31 protein-coding genes are annotated in these 23,309 nt (G+C 65.1%); 17 read left to right on the top strand and 14 right to left on the bottom strand.

Annotated features, from left to right (window positions below):
• Nucleotides 1-56: 56 nt before the first annotated feature.
• Nucleotides 57-305 (bottom strand): hypothetical protein, encoded by a 249-nt coding sequence (locus tag QA639_RS20075; protein WP_028332303.1) that lies wholly within the window; start codon nt 303-305, stop codon nt 57-59.
• 150 nt (nt 306-455) lie between these two features.
• On the opposite strand from QA639_RS20075, the gene QA639_RS20080 reads away from it, so the two are divergent.
• Nucleotides 456-1,133 (top strand): nitroreductase, encoded by a 678-nt coding sequence (locus QA639_RS20080; protein WP_283090513.1) that lies wholly within the window; start codon nt 456-458, stop codon nt 1,131-1,133.
• Between the two features lie 236 nt (nt 1,134-1,369).
• Complete coding sequence (locus QA639_RS20085; RefSeq protein ID WP_157346523.1) at nt 1,370-2,533, top strand: acyl-CoA dehydrogenase family protein; 1,164 nt, start codon at nt 1,370-1,372, stop codon at nt 2,531-2,533.
• Between the two features lie 199 nt (nt 2,534-2,732).
• Here the strand turns inward: QA639_RS20085 and QA639_RS20090 are convergent, their stop codons facing one another.
• A complete protein-coding gene (locus tag QA639_RS20090) occupies nt 2,733-4,814 on the bottom strand; it encodes a methyl-accepting chemotaxis protein (RefSeq protein WP_283090514.1) in 2,082 nt (693 codons plus the stop codon).
• Between the two features lie 165 nt (nt 4,815-4,979).
• Nucleotides 4,980-5,294, bottom strand: a complete 315-nt coding sequence (locus QA639_RS20095; RefSeq protein WP_283090515.1) for a hypothetical protein — start codon at nt 5,292-5,294, stop codon at nt 4,980-4,982.
• 132 nt (nt 5,295-5,426) lie between these two features.
• Here QA639_RS20095 and QA639_RS20100 point away from each other — a divergent pair, with 132 nt between their 5' ends.
• Both QA639_RS20100 and QA639_RS20105 read left to right on the top strand, forming a co-directional pair.
• Nucleotides 5,427-6,017: an NADPH-dependent FMN reductase gene (locus tag QA639_RS20100; RefSeq protein ID WP_157346525.1), complete on the top strand. Its 591-nt coding sequence runs from the start codon at nt 5,427-5,429 to the stop codon at nt 6,015-6,017.
• 34 nt (nt 6,018-6,051) lie between these two features.
• On the top strand, nt 6,052-6,834 hold the full coding sequence (locus QA639_RS20105) for an SDR family NAD(P)-dependent oxidoreductase (RefSeq protein ID WP_283090516.1): 783 nt from the start codon (nt 6,052-6,054) through the stop codon (nt 6,832-6,834).
• Between the two features lie 85 nt (nt 6,835-6,919).
• On the opposite strand, the gene QA639_RS20110 is transcribed toward QA639_RS20105, so the two are convergent.
• On the bottom strand, nt 6,920-7,303 hold the full coding sequence (locus QA639_RS20110) for a hypothetical protein (protein WP_016843931.1): 384 nt from the start codon (nt 7,301-7,303) through the stop codon (nt 6,920-6,922).
• Between the two features lie 175 nt (nt 7,304-7,478).
• Between QA639_RS20110 and QA639_RS20115 the strand changes: the two genes are divergently transcribed.
• Complete coding sequence (locus QA639_RS20115; protein ID WP_155262278.1) at nt 7,479-8,108, top strand: L,D-transpeptidase; 630 nt, start codon at nt 7,479-7,481, stop codon at nt 8,106-8,108.
• A gap of 76 nt (nt 8,109-8,184) precedes the next feature.
• Here QA639_RS20115 and QA639_RS20120 read toward each other — a convergent pair whose 3' ends face one another.
• The gene (locus QA639_RS20120; protein WP_157346529.1) at nt 8,185-9,279 is read right to left on the bottom strand and encodes a hypothetical protein; all 1,095 of its coding nucleotides are present in this window, start codon (nt 9,277-9,279) and stop codon (nt 8,185-8,187) included.
• 379 nt (nt 9,280-9,658) lie between these two features.
• On the opposite strand from QA639_RS20120, the gene QA639_RS20125 reads away from it, so the two are divergent.
• The 3 genes from QA639_RS20125 (at nt 9,659) to QA639_RS20135 (ending at nt 11,105) form a co-directional block, all read left to right on the top strand.
• Nucleotides 9,659-10,240 (top strand): septal ring lytic transglycosylase RlpA family protein, encoded by a 582-nt coding sequence (locus tag QA639_RS20125; protein ID WP_157346531.1) that lies wholly within the window; start codon nt 9,659-9,661, stop codon nt 10,238-10,240.
• Between the two features lie 385 nt (nt 10,241-10,625).
• Entirely contained in the window at nt 10,626-10,796 is a 171-nt protein-coding gene (locus QA639_RS20130; RefSeq protein ID WP_157346533.1) for a hypothetical protein, read from the top strand.
• A 102-nt stretch (nt 10,797-10,898) separates the two neighbouring features.
• The gene (locus QA639_RS20135) at nt 10,899-11,105 is read left to right on the top strand and encodes a hypothetical protein (RefSeq protein WP_028332295.1); all 207 of its coding nucleotides are present in this window, start codon (nt 10,899-10,901) and stop codon (nt 11,103-11,105) included.
• On the opposite strand, the gene QA639_RS20140 is transcribed toward QA639_RS20135, so the two are convergent.
• Nucleotides 11,102-11,830: a class I SAM-dependent methyltransferase gene (locus tag QA639_RS20140; RefSeq protein ID WP_283090517.1), complete on the bottom strand. Its 729-nt coding sequence runs from the start codon at nt 11,828-11,830 to the stop codon at nt 11,102-11,104. The genes QA639_RS20135 and QA639_RS20140 overlap by 4 nt on opposite strands.
• Nucleotides 11,831-11,958: 128 nt before the next feature.
• Between QA639_RS20140 and QA639_RS20145 the strand changes: the two genes are divergently transcribed.
• Entirely contained in the window at nt 11,959-12,144 is a 186-nt protein-coding gene (locus QA639_RS20145) for a hypothetical protein (RefSeq protein ID WP_028332293.1), read from the top strand.
• Between the two features lie 85 nt (nt 12,145-12,229).
• On the opposite strand, the gene QA639_RS20150 is transcribed toward QA639_RS20145, so the two are convergent.
• The 7 genes from QA639_RS20150 to QA639_RS20180 form a co-directional block, all read right to left on the bottom strand.
• Entirely contained in the window at nt 12,230-12,466 is a 237-nt protein-coding gene (locus tag QA639_RS20150; protein WP_016840755.1) for a hypothetical protein, read from the bottom strand.
• Between the two features lie 417 nt (nt 12,467-12,883).
• Nucleotides 12,884-13,057: a hypothetical protein gene (locus tag QA639_RS20155; RefSeq protein ID WP_198400232.1), complete on the bottom strand. Its 174-nt coding sequence runs from the start codon at nt 13,055-13,057 to the stop codon at nt 12,884-12,886.
• Between the two features lie 9 nt (nt 13,058-13,066).
• Nucleotides 13,067-13,297: a DUF6894 family protein gene (locus tag QA639_RS20160; protein ID WP_028332292.1), complete on the bottom strand. Its 231-nt coding sequence runs from the start codon at nt 13,295-13,297 to the stop codon at nt 13,067-13,069.
• A gap of 140 nt (nt 13,298-13,437) precedes the next feature.
• A complete protein-coding gene (locus tag QA639_RS20165; protein ID WP_283090518.1) occupies nt 13,438-13,638 on the bottom strand; it encodes a hypothetical protein in 201 nt (66 codons plus the stop codon).
• 142 nt (nt 13,639-13,780) lie between these two features.
• A complete protein-coding gene (locus QA639_RS20170) occupies nt 13,781-14,407 on the bottom strand; it encodes a LysE family translocator (protein ID WP_283090519.1) in 627 nt (208 codons plus the stop codon).
• A gap of 18 nt (nt 14,408-14,425) precedes the next feature.
• Nucleotides 14,426-15,298 carry a pyridoxal kinase PdxY gene (gene pdxY, locus QA639_RS20175; protein WP_283090520.1) on the bottom strand — a complete coding sequence of 291 codons (873 nt, stop codon included), beginning with the start codon at nt 15,296-15,298 and terminating at the stop codon, nt 14,426-14,428.
• Nucleotides 15,299-15,308: 10 nt separating this feature from the next.
• On the bottom strand, nt 15,309-15,482 hold the full coding sequence (locus QA639_RS20180; RefSeq protein ID WP_016840760.1) for a hypothetical protein: 174 nt from the start codon (nt 15,480-15,482) through the stop codon (nt 15,309-15,311).
• A 588-nt stretch (nt 15,483-16,070) separates the two neighbouring features.
• On the opposite strand from QA639_RS20180, the gene QA639_RS20185 reads away from it, so the two are divergent.
• Complete coding sequence (locus QA639_RS20185; protein WP_283090521.1) at nt 16,071-16,313, top strand: hypothetical protein; 243 nt, start codon at nt 16,071-16,073, stop codon at nt 16,311-16,313.
• A gap of 86 nt (nt 16,314-16,399) precedes the next feature.
• Nucleotides 16,400-17,068, top strand: a complete 669-nt coding sequence (locus tag QA639_RS20190; RefSeq protein ID WP_283090522.1) for an FMN-binding negative transcriptional regulator — start codon at nt 16,400-16,402, stop codon at nt 17,066-17,068.
• 273 nt (nt 17,069-17,341) lie between these two features.
• Here QA639_RS20190 and QA639_RS20195 read toward each other — a convergent pair whose 3' ends face one another.
• Nucleotides 17,342-18,145: an alpha/beta fold hydrolase gene (locus tag QA639_RS20195; RefSeq protein WP_283090523.1), complete on the bottom strand. Its 804-nt coding sequence runs from the start codon at nt 18,143-18,145 to the stop codon at nt 17,342-17,344.
• Between the two features lie 116 nt (nt 18,146-18,261).
• On the opposite strand from QA639_RS20195, the gene QA639_RS20200 reads away from it, so the two are divergent.
• The 6 genes from QA639_RS20200 to panD all read left to right on the top strand — a co-directional run bounded on the left by QA639_RS20200 (nt 18,262) and on the right by panD (nt 23,302).
• On the top strand, nt 18,262-19,200 hold the full coding sequence (locus QA639_RS20200; RefSeq protein ID WP_157346543.1) for a LysR family transcriptional regulator: 939 nt from the start codon (nt 18,262-18,264) through the stop codon (nt 19,198-19,200).
• A gap of 460 nt (nt 19,201-19,660) precedes the next feature.
• Nucleotides 19,661-20,398 carry an ROK family protein gene (locus tag QA639_RS20205; RefSeq protein WP_283090524.1) on the top strand — a complete coding sequence of 246 codons (738 nt, stop codon included), beginning with the start codon at nt 19,661-19,663 and terminating at the stop codon, nt 20,396-20,398.
• A 130-nt stretch (nt 20,399-20,528) separates the two neighbouring features.
• A complete protein-coding gene (locus QA639_RS20210; protein ID WP_028332285.1) occupies nt 20,529-20,789 on the top strand; it encodes a PepSY domain-containing protein in 261 nt (86 codons plus the stop codon).
• Between the two features lie 183 nt (nt 20,790-20,972).
• Nucleotides 20,973-22,256, top strand: coding sequence for a cystathionine gamma-synthase family protein (locus tag QA639_RS20215; protein WP_283090525.1), 1,284 nt, complete (start codon nt 20,973-20,975; stop codon nt 22,254-22,256).
• Nucleotides 22,257-22,369: 113 nt separating this feature from the next.
• Nucleotides 22,370-22,672 (top strand): putative quinol monooxygenase, encoded by a 303-nt coding sequence (locus QA639_RS20220; RefSeq protein WP_157346547.1) that lies wholly within the window; start codon nt 22,370-22,372, stop codon nt 22,670-22,672.
• 240 nt (nt 22,673-22,912) lie between these two features.
• A complete protein-coding gene (gene panD, locus QA639_RS20225; RefSeq protein ID WP_157346549.1) occupies nt 22,913-23,302 on the top strand; it encodes an aspartate 1-decarboxylase in 390 nt (129 codons plus the stop codon).
• Nucleotides 23,303-23,309 lie beyond the last annotated feature (7 nt).

The following is a 23,309-nucleotide window of genomic DNA, read 5'->3' on the forward strand; positions in this document are numbered from 1 at the left end:
GTTTGTTCCGATTGAAGTCTGTCCCGATGGGAGTGAAAAGGCGTCGATGCGGGGGCTCAGGCGCCGCTCTGGCACTTCTTCATGAACGAGGTTTTGGCCGCGCCCGCGAGCTTCTTGCCGTCGGAGCCGACTGCCTTGCTCTCGCAGGCATCTGTCGTGCACTTCTTCATGAACGAGGTCTTGGCCGCGCCGGCCAGCGGCTTGCCGTCCTTGCCGACCGCTTTCGTCTCGCAGGAGGCGTCCTGTGCAAATGCCGAACCGGCGGCAAAGGTCGCGATCACGGCCGCCAAGAAAATCCGCTTCATCTGGGTTCTCCCTAAACCAAACCAGTGGCCGGATTGGATACGGGATTCCTGGTCCGATCAAGTTCCCATGGCCGATTTTGTCGATAAAATACCCTGGTCAGATCAAGGAAATTCCGCGCGCAGCGCGGAACAAAATCGGGGAAGCGCGGAATGGAATTCGAGACGCTGGTACAGTCACGCAAAAGCGTGCGCGGGTTCAAGAAGCAGCCGGTGTTGCGGGCGACGGTCGAGGAGATCATCGAGGTGGCCAAGCGCGCGCCGTCCTCGATGAACACCCAGCCCTGGCACGTCCACGTCCTGACCGGGGCGCCGCTGGAGGAAGTGCGCCGCCGCAACATGGAAGAGATGGTCGCCGGTGCCAAGGTGAAGCGCGACATCGTCAGCCATGGCGAGTACCAGGGCGTGCATCGCGGCCGCCAGGTCGACATCGCCAAGAAGCTGTTCGGCGCGATGGGGATTGCCCGCGACGACAAGTCGATGCGGCAGGACTGGGTGCTGCGCGGCTTCCGCCAGTTCGATGCTCCGGTGTCGCTGGTCCTGACCTACGACCGGATCCTCGATCCGGGCGCGGTCTGCCATTTCGATCTCGGCGCGCTCTGCTACGGCATCGTGCTCGCAGCCTGGGATCGCGGCCTTGGCAGCGTGATCAACGGTCAGGGCATCATGCGCTCCGACATCGTGCGCGAGGTCGCCGACATCCCGGAAGACGAGGTGATCATGACCTGCGTCGCGATGGGCTATCCCGACGACAGCTTTGCCGCCAATGCGGTGCGCTCCGACCGCGAGGCCAACAACGATTTTGTCCGCTATGTCGGCTTTGCCGATTAGCGCGACGTCGATCGCTTGCTCAGGGGCAACAACCTCGTGCGGCGCGCTCGGTTGCTCGATGCGCCGGCGCGTCCGGCGCATTTGCGCACGCGCCGACCATGCCGCGGGATATTGAATTCCGCGCCGTGAAACCATCGCGCGAGCGTGAGCACGGCTGCGCGTTTCCGCTATTCCCGCCGATAAAAAATGCGCTACTGGTTTTTTTGAAGCACAACAGCGCAGGCGAGGAATCTCAGATGAGCGACGATGAACAGACAGCCATGATCCGCGAAACCGTCGCGAGATTCGTCGATCGCGAACTGATCCCGCTCGAGCCGCACTATCTGAAATCGAAGCTGCCCGGCAGCGATCACCCCGAGCTCACGTCGGAACAGCGCAAGCGGCTGCGCGACGTCTCGAAGGAGCTCGGCCTCTGGGGCCTCGATGCGCCCGAGGATCTCGGTGGCCACGACCTGCCGACGCGCACGATGGCTGCGGTGCACGAAGAACTCGGCCGGAGTTGCGTGCCGTTCGTGCTGCCGCCGGACTCGCCGAACCTGCGCATGCTGCAGGCGGTCGGTACCGACGCGCAGAAGAAGAAGTATCTGCAGCCCTATATCGAAGGCCGGATGGCCTCGGCGATCGCAATCTCCGAACCCGGCGCCGGCGGCGATCCCGCGGGCATGAAGACGCGCGCGGTGCTCGAAGGCGAAGAGTGGGTGCTCAACGGCCGCAAGATCTGGATCAGCAATGCACGCGCCGCCGACTTTATCATCGTGATGGCGCGGGTCGGCAACGATCAGCGCCAGGGCGGCATCACCTCCTTCATCGTCGAGAAGGGCACGGCGGGCTTCATCATCGAGCGCGAGATCCCGATGGTCGGCGGCGGCTCGACCTACGAGATCGTGTTCGAGGATTGCCGCATCCCGAAGGACTCCGTGCTCGGCGAGGTCGGCAAGGGCTACGCGCCGATGCAGCTGCGGCTGCGCACGCGGCGACTCGAGATGGGATCGACCTGCGTCGGCATCACCAAGCGTGCGCTCGACATGATGTGCGAGCACGCCAGGCAGCGCGAGACGTTCGGCGTCAAGCTCGCCGAGCGCCAGGCGATCCAGTGGTGGATCGCCGATATCTCCACGCGCATGCATGCGTGCCGGCTGATGGTGCGCGAGGCCGCCGACAAGACCGACCGCGGCGAGGACATCCGCCACGAGGCTTCGATGATCAAGGTGTTCGCGACCGAGATGGCCTATGACGCCTGCGACCACGCGATGCAGACGCTCGGCGCGCTCGGCGTGACGCTGGAATTGCCGCTCAACGCGCTGTGGCAGAAGGCGCGCCTGATGCGGGTCTACGAAGGCCCGAGCGAGGTGCATCGCCAGGCGATCGCACGCCGCGTACTCGGCCTGCGCGGCGGCTAGGCCCTCAACGTCATTGCGAGGAGCTCGCGACAAAATTGCGAAGCAATTTTGCGCTGAAGCGACGAAGCAATCCATTCCGCCACTTGCGGTGCGATGGATTGCTTCGCGGAGCCTGTCATCGGGCGCGCGTTCGCGCGACCTGTTGGCTCGCAGTGATGGGGAGAACCTTTCCGCTCCTGTGATCGCGGCGTGCTCTCGATTACGCCGCCCGCACGTCGGACAGGAAGCGGTTGACCTGGCCGGCGAGGTCCTTGGACTGCGTCGAGAGCTGTTCGGCCGCGCCGAGCACCTGATTCGCAGCGCCGCCGGTGTCGTCGGCGGCGCGCTGCACGCCGGAGATGTTGGAATTGACCTCCTGGGTGCCGCGCGCGGCTTCCTGAACGCTGCGCGAGATCTCCTTGGTCGCCGAGCCCTGTTCCTCGATCGCTGCGGCAATCGCGGTGCCGATCTGGTCGATCTCGGTGATGACGTCGATGACGCTGCGGATCGCCGTCACGGTCTCGTCGCTCGCGGTCTGGATCGCGGTGATCTGTTCGGAGATCTCCGTGGTTGCCTTCGCGGTCTGGCCGGCCAGCGACTTCACCTCAGACGCGACCACGGCAAAGCCGCGGCCGGCCTCGCCGGCGCGGGCCGCCTCGATGGTGGCGTTGAGCGCGAGCAGATTGGTCTGTGCCGCGATGCTCTGGATCAGCGTTACGACGTCGCCGATCTTCTGCGCGCCCTCTGCCAGCGAGCGCGCGGTGTCGCCGGTGCGCCGGGCATGGTCGACCGCGCGCGCGGCGATCTCGGTCGAGGTCGCGACCTGGCGGGCGATCTCCGAAATCGAGGAGGTCAGCTCCTCGGTGGCGCTCGCCACCGTCTGCACGTTGGTCGAGGTCTGATCGGACGCCGCGGCGACGATTGCGGCCTGGCGGTTGGTGGCGGCGGCGGTGGCCGACATCGATTGCGCCGTGTCCTCCATCACCGAGGATGCCGCGGACAACCCGCCGACCAGCTCGGTGACCTTGGCTTCGAAGGCGCGGGTCAGGTCGTCGAGCACGCGGGCGCGGCGCATCTTGACGTCGTTCTCGGCTTCCTTCTCGGCAGCGAGGCGATCGGCTTCGATCTTGTTGTCCTTGAACACCTGCACGGCGGCGGCCATCGCGCCGATCTCGTCCTTGCGCGCGGCGCCCGGAATCGTCTCGGCAACTTCACCCGCGGCAAGACGCGACATCCGGCCGGTGAGGGCCGCGATCGGGTTGAGGATGTGGCGGCGGATCATGACGATCAGGCTGGCGCTGACGGCAACGACCGCGAGCAGTCCGATCAGCGCCACCACGAAGCTGAAGCGCGCCGACGAATAGGCGCCCGCAAGGCCTTGCTCGGCATTCTCGTAGAATGCGTCGCGCACGGTGATGATGGAGGCGAGGCCGATCTGGGATTCAACGTAATAGGTCTCGACGTCCTGCTCATACTTGCCGGAGATCGCGCCTTCCTTGGCGAGCTTCAGCGCCTTGCCGAAACGCTCGACGTAGTCGGCCTGCATCTTGCCCAGCGCCGTCAGGACATTGGCTGATGTCGCCGGATTGTTGCGCAACTCCTGCAGCGTCGAGAGGATCTGCTCGGTGCGGCCGGTGCTGCGGAACAGCTCCAGCTTTTCCTGTTCGGTCGCGACACGCTTGGCGCCGACCAGCGCCTTGTGCAGGCTGGCATTGAGGCCGCCGGTGTCGCGCAGCGTCCAGGCGACATTGGCATAGCTGGCCTGGCGGTAGGCGTTGCCGTCAAGGCCGGCGAGGCGGCGCACCTGCTCGTCGAGCAGCACGGTGACGCCGGCGTTGAAGACGGAGTTGTCAGCGACGATCTTGGTTGCGGCCGGACGGCGGGCGTCGACCGGACCTGCGATCGCCTTCTCGATCGCGTCGCGGAGCGCGGCGAACTTGGCCTTCAGCGCATCGATCGCGCTCGCAACCGCTTCGCCGTCGTCGAGCGAGCCGGGCAGCGTGGCGCGGACCTGATTGACCTTGGCGAGCGCGCTGTCGGTCAGCTTGCGCAGCTTGTCGAGATCGGCGATCTGCTTCTGGTCGATCGCGCCGGTGCCGAACAAGAGGTTGGTGGACATGCCGCGCTCGGAGTTCATGTAGCGCGGGATGTCGCCGACGGCGCGGACGATTTCGAGCCGGTTCTGCGCGGTCGAGACCTTGTCCATGGTCTGGTACTTGGTCACCGCGACATAGGCCGCCAGTCCGCCGCCGACCGCGGACAATGAGACGATCGCGGCCGTCAGGAGAGTACCAATTTTCATGGGATGCGCGCCATTCTTGACGAGAGAGGGGAGGCCTCAACCGTAGCGGGCGTGCATTAAGCTTGGGTTTATGATGCGGGAGCCGCCGCAACGGTCCCGGCCGTTTGATCCGAAAGTCGAAGGCGCCGCGCCGCCCGGCCGCGCGTGGCGGCAGGGCGTGACACGTCAGTGCTCGTCGTCGTCAGCGCCCTTGGCCGCGGGGCGGTGTTGGGTGGCGCCGTTCGAGCCCGCTTCGCCGCAGGGGAGCTGGTTCCAGGTGCCATCGGCGGCCTGCTGATAGGCCTGGCAGCCGGACGAAGTGGTGGTGGTGGATTTTTCGTCGGCCTTCTGCCGCTCGGTACTCTTCGCCAGCGCAGGCGTGGCAACGGCAGCGATGGCTGCGAGCGAGCCTGCGAAGACCAGGTTTGCGATCCGCATGTCGGTTCCTTCTTCTCGAAGCGAAAACATATCCAGAAAACAAATCTGGCGATTTTTGGCCACGGCGAAGGGCCTGCGACGAATTGCTTAATGCCGGCGGAAAGAGCTGGAATGCCGGTTAACACTCGTGCGCGGCGGCTCACCGCGCACCCACCGCAGGACGCTGTTGCCACACCGTGCTAGGATCGGCTTGTCATGACCCACCGCATACTCGTGTTCTACGGCTCCTATCGCTCGGATCGCATGGGCATCCGGCTGGCACACTTCGTCGTCGACGGCCTTCGTGCGCGCGGCGACGATGTCGAGTTGATCGATGCCAAGGAGGTCGGCCTGCCGATGCTCGACCGGATGTACAAGGAACATCCCAAGGGGCAGGCACCGGCCGTGCTCGAAACGCTCGCCGGAAAAATCCGCGACGCCGACGGCTTCCTGTTCATCACCGGCGAATACAATTGGGGCATCCAGCCCGGGTTGAAGAACCTGACCGACCATTTCCTCGAGGAATGGTTCTGGCGTCCCGCGGCGATCGCAAGCTATTCGGCCGGTCGGTTCGCCGGCGTGCGCGCCGCGACCGCCTGGCACGGTACGCTGTCCGAGATGGGCATGGTGGTGGTGTCGAGCACGATCGGCGCGGGACCGATCGCGCAGACGCTGTCGGCCGAGGGCAAGCCGATCGGCGAGGCCGGCAAGGCGCTCGAACGCGCCTTTCCGCGTTTTGCCGACGATTTTTCCTGGTGGATCGAAGCCGCAAAGGCACAGCGCGCGCGCAAGGCGCCGCCCTACTGAGCGCAGGTCTGCCAATCCCGGGAGTTTCGCGATCATGAGCCTCTTCACATCGCCGTTCGATCCCGCGCGCGAGACAGCCCTGGTGACCGGCGCGGGCAACGGCATCGGCCGCGCCATTGCGCAGGCCCTGGTCGGCGAAGGTGTGCGGACGGTGTTTGCCGATCTGTATGAGGACAAGGTTCTGGCGGCGATCAAGGCCGCGCCGCGTCCCGAACTCGCGGTCGCGTGGGCCGGCGATCTCGCGCAGCGCGCGGCGTGCGACGCCCTGCTGGCGCATGCGCAAGCCACAGTCGGACAGGTGACCCATTTCGTCCACAGCGCTTCGCCGCCGCGCCGCGAAGCCGATCATGCGATGGCCGTCGACGAAGAGACCTGGGGGCAAATGCATGCGGTCAATCTCGAGGCCGGCTTTCATATGTCGCGCGAACTGGCGCGTAAGCTGATCGCAGCGAAGACGCCGGGCTCGTTCCTGCTGCTCACCTCGCTCCATGCCGGCACGCCGCGCAACCTGCCGCATTACTCGACCGCGAAGGCCGGCATGGCGATGCTGGTGAAGGAGCTTGCCAAGAGCTGGGGCCGCTATGGCATCCGCGTCAACGCGCTGGTGCCCGGCGCGATCGCGGCCGGCGGCTTCGTCGCCGATCCCGCGCTGGCAAAGCACATTCCGCTCGGGCGGCTTGGCCAGGCGGACGATCTCGCGCCGATGGCGCTTGCCGTGCTCTCGCACAAGCTCTCCGGTTACGTCACCGGGGCGTCGATCGTGGTCGACGGCGGCCTGTCGCTGACCAACTGGTTCGCGCCGCCGGAGCTCGATTGAGGATTCTTGTCTGACGCGTTTTCTTCACGCGAACCGGTGCCCATCCCGCATCAAGTGCGGGACAGGCTTCGCTCGAAAACGCTTTCTATTCCTTCGTCCTGATGTAACCCGCAAGCCGCGTCTTCTGGTCCTGGCACCAGGTGGTCATGCTGCCGGCGCGGCGCTGATCGAGGTCGGTGGTCTGGGTTGCGATCGCGACTTCCGTCATCAGGTCGTCGGCCTGCTTCTCGCCCATCTTGCCGCCGGTATGCATGAAGGCGATCGCCTTGCGCACCTTCTCGGTGGTGCCGTCGGGCAGATGCATGTCCTGCGCCCGCTGCACGAGGTCCTGATAGACCAGATCGGTGCCGGGGCACTCGACCTTGGCGGCGAAAGCCTGCAGCACCATCGTGACATAGGCCGCGCGCGGATCGGCATGGGCAGGGGTTGCTGCGACAATCAGGCCGCCGATCAGCAGAGCGTAGCGCATGAATTTCCTCCGGAGGTTTTGGACGTTTTTTGTGAGGCTAGCGTCCAAGGGAACCGAGTGCAACCGCCGGGACACACTCACGGAAAGAACCGATCAAACAGACGTGTTCCAACCTGCGCTGCCACGATTTCAGCACGATTTCGGCAGCATGTGGCACAAGTTGACGCAGGGGAGAATGATCGTGTCAAAGTTGGGGCTTGCTGCGGTGCTGGTGGGGTCGCTTGCGCTTGGCGGCTGCATGCAGGCGACGCTGTCGCCGGCGACGGATGTCGCGATGACGCCGCGTGATCGGCAGTTGCTGGCGCATCCGCCCTATGCGGACGCCAAGATCCCGCAGCAGTTCCAGCGGCACATTGTCGAGTACACCCGTCGGGAGCAGCCGGGTTCGATCCTGGTCGATACCGACGCGCGCTACCTCTATTACGTGCTGCCCGGCGGCAAGGCGATCCGTTACGGCGTCGCCGTCGGCGAGGAGGCGATGGCTTTCTCCGGCGTCGCCACGGTCGGCCGCCTGGCCGAATGGCCGGATTGGGTTCCGACCCAGGATATCCAGGAGCGGCTCGGGCCGTATCCGAAGCGTGTCGCCGGTGGACCGGCCAATCCGCTCGGCGCCCGGGGCATCTACCTCTACCAGGGCAACAAGGACACGCTGTATCGCATCCACGGCACCAACCAGCCCGAATATATCGGGCAGGCGATCTCGTCGGGCTGCATTCGCATGACCAATGGCGACGTGATCGACCTTTATCAGCGGGTCAAGCCGGGCGCGACCGTGGTCGTGCTGCCGCCGGGACAGAGCGCTTAATTCGAATACGAAGCGTTATCGCGGCCGATCGCGTCATCGCGATCGGCCGCACGCTTTTTTACCGGTCGGTCAGGCTTCAGCGCAGCGGCATCGGCGGCCGAACCACCGGGCCGCCATCATCCGCGTCAACAACAGAGGACTGCTGCTGCACCGGCCGCGGTGCCGCAACCGCCTGCGGGGCGGCGGGAGCCGGCAGCGGCGCTGCTGACGCGGGCGGCGGAGGCGGCGGGATATAGGCCTGCGCCGGCCGGCGGACCGGCGGCGGCGCAACGGCGGCATGCGGCGCTGCCTGTGGCGTGACCGCGGCGCGCGGGCGCGGCGGAGCGACCGGCCGCGGCTCGACGGCCCTGGTCTCGGTCGTCTTCGCGACCCGCTGTGCCAACTGATCCTGGCTGGCCTTGAGCTGGTCGATGCTGGTCTTCAGTTGCTCGATCTGCTGTCCCATCGACGCGAGATCGCGCGCCATCGATTGCAGCAACTGCGTCTGGTCAGGTGTGGCTGCGGCTGGTGCCGCCGCGGCAGCGGGCGCAACCGGCGCTGCTGCAGCAGCCGGAGCCGCGGCAGGGGCGGGCGCCGGCGCGGCTGTGGCAGGCACGGCCGTGGCGACGTCCTGTGGCGGAGTGGCCGGTGCGGCTTCAGCTGCCGCCTGATCGGTGGTCGCCGCCTGTGCTGGCGGCGCACTCGCCTGATCCGAGGCGGAGGCTGCCTTGCCCGGGATCAGCGAAGTCAGTGCAGCGATCTGAGGCGCCCACTCGGCGGCCATCTGCCTGGCGCGATCGCCGTAGTGCTGCCACGCCGCGGTGCCCATGGCGCCGGCGATCGCGAAGCAGAACCAGAAGGCGCGGATCGCCCATTTGCTGGTGGGGCGCGGCGCGCGGTCCAATCTGATGTCGTCAAGTCGGCCGTTATGGCTTGGCGCGCTATAGGCCGGCTCGGCCGGCGGCTCCGGCGCCACTGACGTTGGCGCGACCGGCGGCACCGAGGCGACGGCCGCGGCGGATGCGACCGGGGGCGCGGACGAAGGCGCGAGGCTCGGGCCGAAATAGGGCTCGCGCTGCCCCGGCGCTGCCCTTCCGGCAGGCGCAACGGCGTTGTCCGGACGTACCGGAGCGAAGCTGGGTTCGATCGCGAAAATATCGTGTGGATCTGCGTCTTTCAGTGTCGATTGCATGGCGGTCCCCGTTTCATTCCAAGGTCAACCGCAAATGGGCGGCCGGCAAATTTACGCTCTGTATTGACCCCTGACCCTGTCCCCACGACTCCAGTCCGGTTTGACCAAAGCAAGGCGAGAGGGTGGAGAGGTTGGGGAGTTTCGGGAACCCAGGCCGGGGACGAAGCGCACGAGCGTCCACGGCCTCTCGCGCAGCGCCCCGTACTGCATTCCGGATGAAAGCTTCCTGGGTTGTGTGGCGGATCCACCACACCCGAGGGCAAATCGCATCGCGTACGGCAGGTCCGACCGCGCTCCGCCACCGTTCCGCCCCGATTGGATTCGGCTGATAGGCCGTTGGATTTTCGGCTTGGGCTGGGGCGCAAGTTGGGGGTGCAACATGTCACGCGACGATGCAGTCAACTCGTACGTCGGCGTCAGATGCAGCGCGCATGGTGCTGCGGCCTCGATCCTGTTTGCGCATGCCCAAAAGCCGCTCAGGCTGCTTGCTGTGATGATCGGCGCGGCGTCGCTCGCGGCGTGCGCGCAGTCCTCCGTTGTCAGCCAGCGCTCGCAGGCGCTCGCGAGCCGGCCGGCATCGATCGAGCCGACACGGGCTGCGTCATCTGCCACGCGCACACGCATCGCCACGGCGCGCAGGCATACGCCTTATGCCTCGCGCAGGACCGGCGACAGCAAGATCGCCTCGCATGGCGTTGCGAGCTTCTACAGCGAGGAGCAGCCGACCGCGAGCGGCGAGAAGTTCGACGGGCGCGAGTTGACGGCCGCGCATCCGACATTGCCGTTCGGCACCAGGCTTCGCGTTACCGACGTCAAGAGCGGCCGTTCGGTCACGGTGCGCGTCAATGACCGCGGACCCTACGTTCCCGGGCGCATCGTCGACGTCTCGCATTCTGCGGCGCAATCGCTCGGCATGATCGGCAAGGGCATCACGAATGTCAGGCTCGACGTCGTGCAGTGAACGGCGTGCTGCAAGCCGGGCTCGGGATTTTTGCCGGCGCAATCGGGAAAAAGTCCCGGCGTTGCGCGCGCTTTAATCCTGTTGTCCGAACGATGGCGGCAAATAGAATTGTTGCCGCTACTTCCCCGCGCTCTCCATTTCCAGGCGCGTGGATTTCTACCCAATGAACCTTCCCCGCCTTGGTGTCCCTCCAGGGCGGGGTTTTTCTTGTGGCCGCCATGCGCGCCGGATGCGTTGACAGGGCAAGCCGGCGCCATAACTTCCGTCCTGCTCTGGAGGGCGGCGATGCCAAACAACAATCAAGAAACTGACGGCTTCGCATTGGGGCGGCCGTCACGGCGTGGGGCATTGCAGCTCTTCCTGGGCGGCGCCGCCGCCGTCATGCTTGCAGCTTGTTGCCGGTCATCGTCGTGGTGCCCTCGCGCGGCGCGTCGAGGCCGACCTCGATCCGGTGCGTGCCTCTGCCGTCCTGGCACCGCAGATGCGATTCGCGCGCAGCGTCAACGTCAACTCATTGGCGCTGGATATGCCGACCTTGATGGGAAAGCTCGCATAGGCGCGCGCAAATTGCGCGCTGCCGCATCTTGCGCCGGCGGTTCCACCAAATTGTCACACTCCCAGCGAAATCCGGCCCAAAGCCGCTGCCAACAAACGCCGGATGGACCACGTCGGCGAGGGACAAGCGTTGGCCTACAAGATGATCGCAGAACGCGAGAACGAAACGGTCAGGATCGAGCGCGAGAGCACCTTCATCATCATCGCCAAGGCCAAGGTCTGGGCGAGCGAGGGGTGGCAGGTGGTGATCACCGACAAGGACGGGAAATCATACCCGCCCGAGGAGTTCGACAAGCTGCTCGCGGCCTAGCGTTGCGCTGACACCAGCAGCATCATCGGGCGTTCGAGCTCGTCGGCCAGTTCGGGCATCGCCTTGATCTGCTCACGCGTCGGGGAGAATTCCTCGACATGGCGCAGCGTGAAGCCGGCGCCGATCAACGCGTTGAGCGTGGTGCCGATGGTGCGGTGATATTTCAGCACGCCCTTCACATACCAGTCGGTCCGGCGTTCGCCTTCGATGAAATAGCGGTTGACCGGCCAGGTCTTGCGGCCGTCTTCGTCCTGCCCCCAGTCCGGATGGGCCGCCGCCATGTAGACCGGATGCTCGACGGTGAAGACCAGATGCCCCTCCGGGACCAGCGCGCGATACAGCATGCGCGCCAGGCGATCGAAGTCCCTGATGTAGTGGAAGGCGAGGGTGGAGTAGGCGAGCTCGAATGTCGATTTCGGCAGCTCCAGCGTCTCGAGGTCGGCGATCTCGTAGGTGATCGCCGCATCCTGCGTCATGGCGGTGGCGCGGGCGATCATGTTCTGCGAGAGGTCGATGCCGAGCACGTCGGATGCGCCCTGCTCGCGCATCCAGCGCGACACCCAACCGAAGCCGCAGCCGAGGTCGACCACGCGCTTGCCCGCGACATCGGGCAGCAGTGCGCGGATCGCCGGCCATTCGGGCGCAGCGAGCAGTCCGCGGACCTGCCGCGGCAGCTGGCTGTAGCCGGCGAAGAAGCTGGGATCGTCATAGATGTTCTGCGCCATGGCTCTTTCTGTAACCGCCGCCGCACCGTGTGGGAACCGCTGATTGTGGCGCGCCCGGCGCGCTGCTGGAACCAGACGCGGCGCTCAGTGGTTTCTGATGTCAGCAGTCGACAGCCGAGGAGAGCGCCATGTTAGCCGAGATGCAAATCCACACCATCGCGCGGCAGATGCTGTTGAAGCACGGTCCGGAGGCGATCGCCCAGGCCGCGCAGAACGCCGTGGCCTGCGAGAGCAAGGGCGAAACCGACGATGCGCGCGACTGGCGCCATATCGAGGACGCAATGAAGATGATGCGCGGGCCGCATCAGAGCTGACGGCGGGCAGGGCAGACGACCCCGCCGTCGCGCAACAACACTGGGACCGCGCGAGCGCGATCGCCGCAACCCTAACCGACGGACGCTAGCCCGCCCGGCGCCACCGCGGCACGGGATCGAGCGGCGTGCGGTAGAGCTCGCGCCGGTCGATGTCGGTGACGCGCACGGCGCAGCCGCGCGCCTTCAGCTCCGGCTTGACCTGCGACAGCTCGTTGGCGAGCTGGTCGGCGCGGTCGGAGGCGAGGCTGATGTCTTCGAGGATGATGGTTCCTTGATTGCGGAACTCGTCCCCCACCACGAGATCGAAGGTGTAGTACGGCATTCCGAAGTCTCCGTTTCGGTTTGCATCACAGGGTAACACTGAGTCGAGCATTCCCTAAGATGCGTGGCGCACAATCGGCGTGCGATCGGCGCAAAAACGATGTGCAGCGCATCAAGCACGACGAAGCCACGCCGCACGGCGAAGGAGTCCTTTGAACCAGCTCACCGCCATGCCGTTAAGATTTGATTAAAACAGTCGTCGCAAGCTTGAGACCAAGTGGAATCGCAGCGGAACCGGACTCCGGGAACCGGCAGCTGCAGGAGAAGGCCGGTGGCGTAACGCCCGCCGGCCTTTTCTCGTCGGGGATGCCGCGAAGCTAGAGCATGATCCGGAAAAGTGCGGAGCGGTTTTCCGAAAAGATCATGATCAAACAAAGAGCTAAAGCGCGATGACGATTCGACCCAATCTCATCGCGCTTTAGTCGCGCAGGGCAGCTTGCCGGCGGGCGCGGCACTTCGGGCCGGGCCCGCGCATGTAGTACAGTTCGGGGCGATAGGGGTTGATGACGCCATCGATCAGCGTGACGCAGCGCGCGACGAGGCGGGCGAGATGGCGCCGCAACGGCTGCAGGGCAAGTTCCATCGAATTCATGGCATGCCCTCAGTGCAACTCGCCGAGGATGGCGGTGAACGGCAGCTCGAAGATCTCGGTCCCGATGTCGTCGGTGACGTGGACTGCCCAGTTGCGCCAGTCCTCCACGCTCGGTGTCATGACAAAGCTGCGCGCCAGCTGCTCCGCATACACGCGCGCCTCCGCCAGATCCATCGCGGCGCCGGTGCGATCCAGGATGACGTGCTTGTCGTCGGAGCAGTGAAAGAAAACTGCGGACATTCTTCCGATTCCCATGCCGAAGCGATTCTCGCGCGCTGAAATAGCAGCGCGCGCGGGCACTGAGAATCCGGGTGATCCCCCATCGGTAAACTACGGGGATTCCAGACGATTTGAATCACGCGGCCGTGATCAGCCCGACGTCAGAAGATCGGCTCGCCGATCGCAATCTCGCTGCGCGGGCCGAGCACGATCACCTTGCCGCTGGCGTCCTTGGCGCCGAGGATCAGGAGTTCCGAGGTGAAACCCGCGATGTTCTTCGGCTCGAGATTGCAGATGCACACGACCAGCGAGCCGACCAGCGCCGCCGGCTCGTAATTCGTGATCTGCGCGCTCGACCACATGATCCGCCGGCGCCGATATCGACGCCGACCTTGTAAGACGGATTGCGGGCGCGGGGAAATGGCTGCACCTCGACGACCTCGCCGATCCGGATATCGAGGCGGGCGAAGTCGTCGTAGCTGGCCTGCGGCTTGAGCGGAGACATCAGCGCTCCTGGAACGCAAGGCGGACACCGAGCGCGATATAGATCGTGCCGACCACACGGCCCTGCCACTGCCCGATGCGGCGATGCCGCCTGATCCACGGGCTGATCTGGCCGGCGGCGAGCGCCAGCAGCGAGGTGTAGACCGCGCTCATCACGACGAAGATCAGACCGAGGGTCGCGAACTGCGCCACCGGCGAGCCGTGGCCGGGATGCACGAACTGCGGCAGGAAGGCGAGGAAAAACAGCGCGGTCTTCGGATTGAGCATTTCCGCCCAGATCGCCTGCCGGAACGCACGCCGCGGATCGACCGGCTGCGCCGCCGGCAAATCCAGCTCGTCGTTCTTTTCGAACAGGGCGCGGACGGCGAGCACGATCAGGTAGATCACGCCGGCATATTTCACGACCGAGAACGCCAGGGCCGACGTCATAAGCACGGCCGACAAGCCGAATGTCGCCATAGCGGTGTGGACGAGATCACCGAGTGCGATACCGAACCCGGTCGCGACGCCGACGCGCGCTCCGCCGGTGACCGAACGCGCGAGCACCAGCAGCACCGCCGGCCCGGGGATCAGGAACAGGCCGAGCACGACGGCGGCGTAGGTGAGGAGGGTGGTGATGTCGATCATGAAGACCTGTCCCGGATGTCAGGATGCGGCGATGGCGACCGCCGCGAAGCGCGGCTTCGGATCAAGCATCACGCCGGCGCTTTCGACAATGCGCATTTCCTCGGTTCCGCTCTGCGCCGTGCGCTCCAGCACGCCGTGGACGCTTGAGGCGGCGTGGCTGAGCGCATCCGGCGTCGCCAGGCTGCGCGCGCGGGCGGCGACGAACAGCGCGGCGAACAGATCTCCGGTGCCGGACGGACTGATCGGAACCCGCGGCGTGCGCACGCGCCAGGCGCAAGTCTTGTCGGATTGAGTTCGCTCGATCGCCAGCGTCTCGATCTCGCTCTGCGGCGTGCCCGCCAGCTCGGCGCTGGTGATGACGACGGTCTGAGGTCCCCTCGCCATCAGCGCGCTCGCCTGCGCGACGACGTCATCGATCGTCGTCACGCGTGCGCCGCAGAGGAACTCGAACTCGAAATGGTTGGGCGTGATGATGTCGGCGAGCGGGCAGAGCTGGTCGCGCACCAGCGGCGGAATGTCCGATCGCACGAACATGCCGCGGTCGCGGTCGCCGAGCACGGGATCGCAGCAATAGAGCAGGGCCGGGTTCGTCGCCTTCGCGCGGTCGACGAAGTCGGCGACGTCCATGGCGATGTCGGCCGAGCCGAGATAGCCCGACAGGATCAGCCGCGCGGCCTCGACCGCTCCGCGCTCCTCGATGCCACGCAGCAGGTCGGCGACCAGCTGCACGTCGAGCACCCGGCCGCGGATGGTCGGATAGCCGGGCCGGTTGCTGAGCAGCGTGGTCGGCACGGCGACGACGTCGATGCCGTGCAGCTGGATCGGAAAGCTGGCGGCGCTGTTGCCGACATGACCCCAGGCGACCTGTGACTGGATTGAGATGACGGTCATCTTGTGCGCATCACCCGAACAGTGCGGCGTAGATGACGTAGAGCCAGCCCAGGATACCGTGGATGATCGCCCACAGGATCGAATGGTTCTTGGTGTAGGAGATCGCGATCGCCAGCGCCGAGCCGAACCCCACGCCGTATTTCGCCCCCTCGACGCGGACGCCATAATATCGATTGCCGTTCATGGGGAATCCTTCCAGCGGGAGGGCGTGAGCGTGAAGGCAGCGTAACCTGCTAGTTGCAGTCAGTTCAACGGCGGACACGGCTGCTGCGCGGCTCAGCATGGCGGTGATAGTCCGGGCCCGCGTTTTTCCACATCGTCGTCCCGGCGTAGGCCGGGACCCATACCCCCAGGATCGGGCGATGAGGAAAGCTGTGGCCGCGGCGTCGCGCAACAATCACCTTTTGTGGTTATGGGTCCCGGCCTGCGCCGGGACGACGGTGAATGTGTGACGCGGCCAGTGAGTTATACATCCGCGTTCTCGCGACATGTGGACAGGTCTTGCTGAGTTGCCCGTCAGGCTGTTTTGTCGCAGGCGGCGCAGCCCGGTTTGATTTGCGGGTTCGCGTCGGAACCCCGTCTGTCACGCCGCGATCAACCGAACGTGTCGGATCGACGTGGAAGAAGATGCACGGGTGGACTGTCCTGCATCCAAACGCTTGCCTCATGGCGTCGGAATAAGACGGCAGAGCGATCGATCATGATGTGAGCGCGAACCGATCGGCGGGCGGCGAACAATGCGCCGGCGTGCCGAATCCAACAGGAGCAAATGATGTCCAGGATCAAACAGGTTGCGGCCGCGCTGACCGCGCTCGCCACGCTGACGGGGGCGGCCATGGCGCACGAAGTGCCGGCGGCGGGCCCATCCGTGCTCGCGAAGAGCCATGCCGCCGCCGGCCGCTGGAGCGGCGGTCCGCCGCGCATGGCGGCCCCGCATTTCGGCGAGTCCGAGGCGCTGCCCCGCGACCAGCCCGGCGGCGTCTGCGATCACGGCGACAATGCCATGATCTGCTGAGCCGGATCGTGCATGGCGGCGATCTCCGGCGAAAGTTGCGCTAGCCTTGCTGGGTTGTCTCCCTCCAGCTCGCGAGCGCCGCCGCCATGCACATCCTCCGTCCCCAGTTTCGCATCGAGCAAGACCAGGCGCTCGCTTTTGCGGCGGCGCGCGGCTTCGGCGCCGTCGTCGCCGCCGATGCGCGCGGCCCGCACGCGTCCCACGTGCCGTTCGTGATCGAGCGGCGCGACGATCGCGTGATCGTGCAGATTCATCTCACCGCGAAGAATCCGCTGGTCGAACTCGCCGACGGCACGCGTCGCTTCCTCCTGATCGCCTCCGGCGATGACGCCTACATCTCGAACGACTGGTATGTCTCACCCGACAACGTCTCGACCTGGCTCTACGAGGCGGTGCATTTGTCCGGCGTCGCGCATCTGCGCGATCACGGCGAGAACCGCAGCCACGGCGACGCGCTGCTCGCGGCCTCCGAGGCGCGGCTGCAAAAGCAGCCCTGGGACCTGACGCAGATGGAGCCCGGCAAGCGCGAGGCGATGCTGGCAGGGATCAGGGTGATCGACATCGTCGTCGACGAGATCGAGGGCCAGTCAAAGCTGAACCAGCACAAGAGCGATGCGGATTATGTCGCGCTGGTCAACCGCCTTGCGCAAGCGCAGGAGACGGCGAGCCAAAGGCTGGCGGAGAAGATGCGCGCGCTGCGGCCGGAGCTTGAATTTAACGTTGGACGGTGCGCAGGGAGGGGCAGCTCCGTGTAACCCGGCGCTGTCTCAACGCGGCAGAGAGCGGATTACGCTTGCGCTAATCCGCGACATAGAGCCGATCGGCATCGAATCCGCAAACGCGTTGTTAAGAATCGCTCCGCGCTGATTTGCTCGATTCCGATTCGTTCTTTGCGAACAAAATGGAGTCGAATGGGGAACATGTGGTGCGTGATCCATGTAGCCCGCATGAGTGAAGCGATATGCGGGGCCTGATCGCGTACTCTTCGAGCGGTCCCGGATGTCGCTTCGCTCATCCGGGCTATGCAGTCATGTGGCGGAGAGCGCCAGGAAGCTCACGACCTCTCGGTTGAATCGATCCGGCTGCTCGATATTGAGGATGTGAACGCCGGGCAGCAGAATGAGCTTGGCATCGGTGATTGTCGCGGCGATATCAGCGCTGTGGCTGGCCCGCGTGACGGTGTCGCTCTCGCCGCCGATCACCAGGGTCGGCGCCGCAATCAGCGAGATGACGTGGCGGAGATCGACGTCGCGCAGTGCCGCGTAACATCCGGCGAGACCGCGCGACGGCGTGGTCAGCACCATGTTGCGGAATTCGTCGACGACCTCGTTCGGCGTGGCCAGCATCGCCGTCGGAAACCAGTTGCGCATGAAGCCATCCGCGATACCACTCATGTCCTTGGCCGCAAGCACCGCGCGGATCTGCTCGTCGAACGGCAGTTCGGACGCCAGATAGGGCGAGGTGTTCGAGAGGATCAGGCGGTCGATGCGGTCAGGCGCGAAGATGCCGAGCCATTGCCCGACGAAACCGCCGAGCGACAGGCCGAGGAAATGCGCCCGATCGATGTCGAGGGCGTCGAGCAGTTCGATCACGTCGCGGCCGAGCCGGTCCATCGAGTAGGCGCCCGTGGGCGCGTCCGAGCCGCCGTGACCGCGGGTGTCGTAGCGGAGCACCCGAAACGACCGGCTGAGGGCCGGCATCGAACGATCCCACATGTGCAGGTTGGTGGCGATCGAGTTCGACAGCGCGAGCACCGGCCGATCGTCGGGACCGTCGATACGGTACGCAATCCGGCAGCCGTCCGCCGTGGTGAAGCGTCGATCGCCGCTCATCTCATCAGTCCCTTGTGCTGGTGGAAGCCGGCAGGCTTCGCGTCGAGCCAGGCTAGGACTCGCGCCTCCGAAGAAAAATTACTAAGATTGATAAAGCTCTGTAGGTTTTACGAACAATGGATCGGATCAAGCTGCACGATTTGCGTTGCTTTGACGCTGTCGCGACCAAGGGAAGCTTTCAGGCCGCCGGCACGGCGCTGAACCGGTCGCACCCGTCGGTGTTCGCGGCGGTCGCCCGGCTCGAGCAGCAGCTCGGCCTCACGCTATTCGATCGCAGCGGATACCGTATCGGGCTGACGGACGCCGGCCGGACGTTTCACGCACGCGCGCAGGTGACGCTGCGCGAACTCGATCTGCTGCAGGGCTATGCGGAGCAGCTTGCCGGCGGAGAAGAGGTCGTCCTGCGTGTGGTCATCGGCGACCTGTGCCCGCGGCCGCCGGTGCTGCAGATGCTGTCGGCGTTTTTTGCCCGCTATCCCAACACGCGCCTGCACCTCGAATATGAGGCGGTCGGCGGACCGCTCGAGCGCCTGATCGATGATAACGCCGATCTGGTGTTTCATCGCGCGGAGCCGTCCGATCCGCGATTCGAACAGGTCAAGCTCTCGACCACGGCCATGGTGCCGGTCGTCGCTCCCGGCTTTCTGCCGTTTGCGTGGACGAAGAAGGTCACGCCGGAGCAGATGCGCCCCTTCACGCAGTGCGTCATCCGCGACACGGCGCGGCGAGCGTCGTCGGAAAACTTCTTCCTGATCGAAGGTGCGCACCAGTGTAGCGTGCCGGACCAGATGATGAAGAAGGAGCTGATCCTGCATCGTCTCGCCTGGGGCCATCTGCCCGCATGGCTGATCGAGGACGAGCTGCGGGACGGCAGGCTGATCAGCATCGCCGGACCGAATTTTCCGGGCCGCGAGGAAAATCTTGCGGCAGTCCGCCATCGCCAGCATTCGCACGGACCGGTGGCGGAAGCGCTCTGGCTTCATCTCAAGAGCTGGCGGCTCGCTCAGCGTGCAGGGCGGGCGACCCGACCGGACCGCGCGAAGCGCGGCCGATAATTGGCGCGGAGTAACCCGACGCAGTGACGTCGTCGGTGGATGTCCGATTAGGCTTGCGTGCATCCGCCGTACAAAGTGCCGCGGCATCGAAGTCGCGCAAACCTATTGTTAAGAATCGTTTCGCGCCGATTTTTCGATTCCGATTCGTTCCGCGCGAACAAACTGGAGTCGGATCAGGAACGTGGCCGTGGTGCGACTCATCGATCGATGAGTGATGCGGGAGAACGCAGTGCGCCTGAGATGCGCCGCGATGTTGCGTGCCGAGAGCAATAATCCCATCATGATACAACATCGATTGTTCGGACGCGGTCGATGTATGTGCGTTGTTAACATCTGGATCGCGCCGATTTTCCTGATTCCGATTCGTTCTTCGCGAACAAATTGGAGTCAGATGCAGAACGTCGCTGTGGCGCGCGATATGTTTCTCTGCTCCACTCGGCGCGCATAGGAGAGCGGATTGATGGCCAAGAAGGCAGGCAACAAGACCAGCAAGAAGACGAACGGGCCCGCGCCGCGCCGCACCGTGCTGGCGATCGACGTCGGCGGCACGCATGTGAAGGTCATGACCGACAAGGAGCGCGTCAAGCGCGAATTCGAGTCGGGTCCAACTCTGTCCGCGACCGAGATGGTGCGGCAGGTCAAGTTGCTGACCGAGGACTGGTCCTATGACGTGATCTCGGTCGGTTATCCGGGACCCGTCGTTCACAACCGTCCGCTGACCGAGCCGCACAATCTCGGCCGCGGCTGGGCCGGCTTCGATTTTCACCGCGCGTTCGGCCGCCCGACCAGGGTCGTCAACGATGCGCTGATGCAGGCGATTGGCAGTTATCAGGGCGGCCGGATGCTGTTTCTCGGCCTCGGCACCGGCCTCGGCTCGGCGATGATCGTGGATGGTGTTTACGAGCCGATGGAGCTCGGTCATTTGCCGTACCGCAAGGGCGCGACGTTCGAGGATTATGTCGGCGCCGCGGGTCTCGAGCGGCGCGGCCGGAAGAAGTGGCGCAAGAGCGTCGACGACGTCATCGCGCGGCTGTCCGCCGCGCTGGAACCCGAGTACATCGTGCTCGGCGGCGGCAATGCCGACAAGGTCGACAACCCGCCGCCCAAGGTGAGGTTCGGCGACAACGCCAACGCATTCGAGGGCGGATTTCGAATGTGGAAGAAGCGAGCGCGCAAGGCGAACGGCGCGCGTCGATGAAACCGGAACCGCCACCAAATCGCCGCAACTGCCGAAGTTTCGCGCTGCTTCGTCACCCCTGTTGTCGGAACTGATTGGGGGCGCCGCTCGTTTGATGCGGCATAACATCCCGTTCCATGAGGAGTGAGCCATGCGAAGTTTCATTATTCCCGCGATCGCGGCCCTGGCGATCGGCGCAGCGACGCCGGCGATGGCCTACGATTCCGGCAGCCAGATCTCGATGGAGGCCGCGCTCGATGTCGCGACCGGTCTCGGCATCGTGACGGTGTCCAACACCCAGTTCCTCGGCGACGAGTGGGAAGTCGAGGGGCGTGACCGCCTCGGCCGCTGGATGCAGGTCGATGTCGACGCGCGGACCGGCGAGGTGCGCAACGTGGATCGCGGCTGGTAGCCCGCGTCTTCACCACTGCGTGAAAATTCGGAACGGCCGGCGGAGCAGGGTGCACGCCGGCCGTTCGTTATCCAGAACTGTCTGATGCCGTGCTTTGGCTGAATGGCATAAAGCTGGGGTATGCTGGTCCCATCATTCCGGGAATCGCCGCCAGCGCGGCGGCCCGTGAACAGGAGACCGGCCATGACAAAACCGTTTCCATCCAAAACCCATATCGGTAATCACCTGCTGCATCCGGAAACCCAGATGCTGAACTACGGCTACGATCCGCAACTGTCGGAGGGCGCCGTCAAGCCGCCCGTGTTCCTGACCTCGACCTTCGTGTTCCGCACCGCCGAGGACGGCAAGGACTTTTTCGACTTTGTCGCGGGCCGGCGCGAGCCTCCGGAAGGCATGGGGGCGGGGCTGGTCTATTCGCGCTTCAATCATCCGAACAGCGAGATCGTCGAGGACCGGCTTGCGATCTATGAGCGCACCGAGAGCTGCGCGCTGTTCTCCTCCGGCATGTCGGCGATCTCGACCACGGTGCTGGCCTTCGCGCGGCCCGGCGACGTGATCTTGCATTCGCAGCCACTCTATGGCGGCACCGAGACGCTGTTCACCAGGACGCTGGCGGGCTTCTCGATTCACGCCGTGGGCTTTGCCGACGGCCTCGACGAGAGTGTCATCCGCGCCGCTGCCGACGAGGCGATGAGGAAGGGCCGCGTCGCGATGATCTTCATCGAGACGCCGGCCAATCCGACCAACGGCCTGGTCGATATCGCGCTGACGCGGCGCGTCGCCGACGCGATCGGCAAGGCGCAGGGCCATACGCCGATCATCGCCTGCGACAACACGCTGCTCGGGCCGGTGTTTCAGCGGCCGATCGAGCACGGCGCCGATCTCTCGCTGTACTCGCTGACGAAATATGTCGGCGGCCATTCCGACCTGATCGCGGGCGCGGCGCTCGGCTCGAAGAAGCTGATGAAGGACGTCAAGGCGCTGCGCGGCGCGATCGGCACCCAGCTCGATCCGCATTCCTGCTGGATGATCAGCCGTTCGCTGGAAACGCTCAGCCTGCGCATGGAAAAGGCCGACCGCAACGCGCGGATCGTCGCCGATTATCTGCGCGACCATCCCAAGGTGGCGCAGGTGCATTACCTCGGCCATCACGATCCGGCATCCCCCGCGGGCCGCGTGTTCGCGAGCCAAAGCAGCGGCGCCGGTTCGACCTTCTCGTTCGACATCGTCGGCGGGCAGCAGGCGGCGGAGAAATTCCTCAACTCGCTGCAGATTTTCAAGCTCGCAGTCAGTCTCGGCGGCACCGAGTCGCTCGCGAGCCTGCCGGCCACCATGACGCATTCCGGCGTGCCGGCCGATATCCGCAAGCGGATCGGCGTGCTGGATTCGACGATCCGGCTCTCGATCGGGATCGAGCATCCGTCCGATCTGGTGGCCGACATCGCGCAGGCGTTGAGCCGGGTGTGAGCGAGAAAAAAGCGTGTAGGATGGGCAGAGCCAACGGGTCCGCGCGACGCGCGGCCCGTTGATAAACTCCACGAAACCCGTCCTACAGGCTACCAAATCTCCGGAGAGAATGCATGCTGACAATCACGGCGATCATCCGCGCGAAGAAGGGCCATGAGGCGACGATGCGTCAGGCGTTGCTCGACGTCGTCGAGCATGTCCGCGCCAACGAGCCGTCCACCGTCGGCTACTACGTCTCGCAGGATGCAGCCGATCCCTGCGGGTTCGCAACCTATGAACGATATCTCGATCAGGCGGCCATGGACCGGCACAACAATTCGCCGGCTGTGGCGCGGTTCTTTGAGATCGCGAAGCCGATCCTCGACGGCGAGGTGATCCTGGTCTCGGCGAACGAGATTGCGAGCAAGCGGGAGTAGGGTTGGCCACCGGGTCACAAATAATAGCCTGCTCCGGAAAGGCTTCGCCGTAGCGCATTCATTCTCCGATTTGGGCGGCGCGGAGCATTGCAGACCGGCGCGGTCGGCGATTTCAGGACAAACCCACCGCGGCGGAACTGCGCTTGAAGCGAACGCGGGAGCGGACAACGTTGACGCGGAGGCGGCGCGCCGTTATTGGCGGCGCGGAAAATTCCGACGCAACGATACGGGATGGTCTCGATGCAAGTGACTTTGATGAAAGGCAAGATTCATCGCGCGCACGTCACCGAAGCGGACTTGCATTACGAGGGGTCGATTTCGATCGACCGCAATTTGATCGAGGCCGCCGGTTTTCTCATCAATGAACGCGTCGACATCTATAACATCGACACCGGCGCGCGCTTCTCGACCTACGTGATCGAGGCGCCGGCGGGATCGGGCACCATCGGCCTCAACGGCGCGGCCGCGCGGCTCGCCATGGCCGGCGACAAGGTCATCATCGTCGCCTATGCCAGCTTCGACGCCGACGAGGCGCGCAAATTTCATCCGCGGGTCGTGCTGGTCGACGACAAGAACCGGCACATCGCGAAGGCTGCCGCCTCACCGGCGAAAGCGCTGGCGGATGCGTAAGCTGGGC

The organism is Bradyrhizobium pachyrhizi (assembly GCF_029714545.1).
GTDB lineage: Bacteria > Pseudomonadota > Alphaproteobacteria > Rhizobiales > Xanthobacteraceae > Bradyrhizobium > Bradyrhizobium pachyrhizi.

What these genes read in the sequence shown, in the direction of transcription:
- QA639_RS20075 (WP_028332303.1), bottom strand. Translation starts at nt 305, where the DNA reads ATGAAGCGGATTTTCTTGGCGGCCGTGATCGCGACCTTTGCCGCCGGT.
- QA639_RS20080 (WP_283090513.1), top strand. Translation starts at nt 456, where the DNA reads ATGGAATTCGAGACGCTGGTACAGTCACGCAAAAGCGTGCGCGGGTTC.
- QA639_RS20085 (WP_157346523.1), top strand. Translation starts at nt 1,370, where the DNA reads ATGAGCGACGATGAACAGACAGCCATGATCCGCGAAACCGTCGCGAGA.
- QA639_RS20090 (WP_283090514.1), bottom strand. Translation starts at nt 4,814, where the DNA reads ATGAAAATTGGTACTCTCCTGACGGCCGCGATCGTCTCATTGTCCGCG.
- QA639_RS20100 (WP_157346525.1), top strand. Translation starts at nt 5,427, where the DNA reads ATGACCCACCGCATACTCGTGTTCTACGGCTCCTATCGCTCGGATCGC.
- QA639_RS20105 (WP_283090516.1), top strand. Translation starts at nt 6,052, where the DNA reads ATGAGCCTCTTCACATCGCCGTTCGATCCCGCGCGCGAGACAGCCCTG.
- QA639_RS20110 (WP_016843931.1), bottom strand. Translation starts at nt 7,303, where the DNA reads ATGCGCTACGCTCTGCTGATCGGCGGCCTGATTGTCGCAGCAACCCCT.
- QA639_RS20115 (WP_155262278.1), top strand. Translation starts at nt 7,479, where the DNA reads ATGATCGTGTCAAAGTTGGGGCTTGCTGCGGTGCTGGTGGGGTCGCTT.
- QA639_RS20120 (WP_157346529.1), bottom strand. Translation starts at nt 9,279, where the DNA reads ATGCAATCGACACTGAAAGACGCAGATCCACACGATATTTTCGCGATC.
- QA639_RS20125 (WP_157346531.1), top strand. Translation starts at nt 9,659, where the DNA reads ATGTCACGCGACGATGCAGTCAACTCGTACGTCGGCGTCAGATGCAGC.
- QA639_RS20135 (WP_028332295.1), top strand. Translation starts at nt 10,899, where the DNA reads ATGGACCACGTCGGCGAGGGACAAGCGTTGGCCTACAAGATGATCGCA.
- QA639_RS20140 (WP_283090517.1), bottom strand. Translation starts at nt 11,830, where the DNA reads ATGGCGCAGAACATCTATGACGATCCCAGCTTCTTCGCCGGCTACAGC.
- QA639_RS20145 (WP_028332293.1), top strand. Translation starts at nt 11,959, where the DNA reads ATGTTAGCCGAGATGCAAATCCACACCATCGCGCGGCAGATGCTGTTG.
- QA639_RS20150 (WP_016840755.1), bottom strand. Translation starts at nt 12,466, where the DNA reads ATGCCGTACTACACCTTCGATCTCGTGGTGGGGGACGAGTTCCGCAAT.
- QA639_RS20155 (WP_198400232.1), bottom strand. Translation starts at nt 13,057, where the DNA reads ATGAATTCGATGGAACTTGCCCTGCAGCCGTTGCGGCGCCATCTCGCC.
- QA639_RS20160 (WP_028332292.1), bottom strand. Translation starts at nt 13,297, where the DNA reads ATGTCCGCAGTTTTCTTTCACTGCTCCGACGACAAGCACGTCATCCTG.
- QA639_RS20165 (WP_283090518.1), bottom strand. Translation starts at nt 13,638, where the DNA reads ATGTGGTCGAGCGCGCAGATCACGAATTACGAGCCGGCGGCGCTGGTC.
- QA639_RS20170 (WP_283090519.1), bottom strand. Translation starts at nt 14,407, where the DNA reads ATGATCGACATCACCACCCTCCTCACCTACGCCGCCGTCGTGCTCGGC.
- pdxY (WP_283090520.1), bottom strand. Translation starts at nt 15,298, where the DNA reads ATGACCGTCATCTCAATCCAGTCACAGGTCGCCTGGGGTCATGTCGGC.
- QA639_RS20180 (WP_016840760.1), bottom strand. Translation starts at nt 15,482, where the DNA reads ATGAACGGCAATCGATATTATGGCGTCCGCGTCGAGGGGGCGAAATAC.
- QA639_RS20185 (WP_283090521.1), top strand. Translation starts at nt 16,071, where the DNA reads ATGTCCAGGATCAAACAGGTTGCGGCCGCGCTGACCGCGCTCGCCACG.
- QA639_RS20190 (WP_283090522.1), top strand. Translation starts at nt 16,400, where the DNA reads ATGCACATCCTCCGTCCCCAGTTTCGCATCGAGCAAGACCAGGCGCTC.
- QA639_RS20195 (WP_283090523.1), bottom strand. Translation starts at nt 18,145, where the DNA reads ATGAGCGGCGATCGACGCTTCACCACGGCGGACGGCTGCCGGATTGCG.
- QA639_RS20200 (WP_157346543.1), top strand. Translation starts at nt 18,262, where the DNA reads ATGGATCGGATCAAGCTGCACGATTTGCGTTGCTTTGACGCTGTCGCG.
- QA639_RS20205 (WP_283090524.1), top strand. Translation starts at nt 19,661, where the DNA reads ATGGCCAAGAAGGCAGGCAACAAGACCAGCAAGAAGACGAACGGGCCC.
- QA639_RS20210 (WP_028332285.1), top strand. Translation starts at nt 20,529, where the DNA reads ATGCGAAGTTTCATTATTCCCGCGATCGCGGCCCTGGCGATCGGCGCA.
- QA639_RS20215 (WP_283090525.1), top strand. Translation starts at nt 20,973, where the DNA reads ATGACAAAACCGTTTCCATCCAAAACCCATATCGGTAATCACCTGCTG.
- QA639_RS20220 (WP_157346547.1), top strand. Translation starts at nt 22,370, where the DNA reads ATGCTGACAATCACGGCGATCATCCGCGCGAAGAAGGGCCATGAGGCG.
- panD (WP_157346549.1), top strand. Translation starts at nt 22,913, where the DNA reads ATGCAAGTGACTTTGATGAAAGGCAAGATTCATCGCGCGCACGTCACC.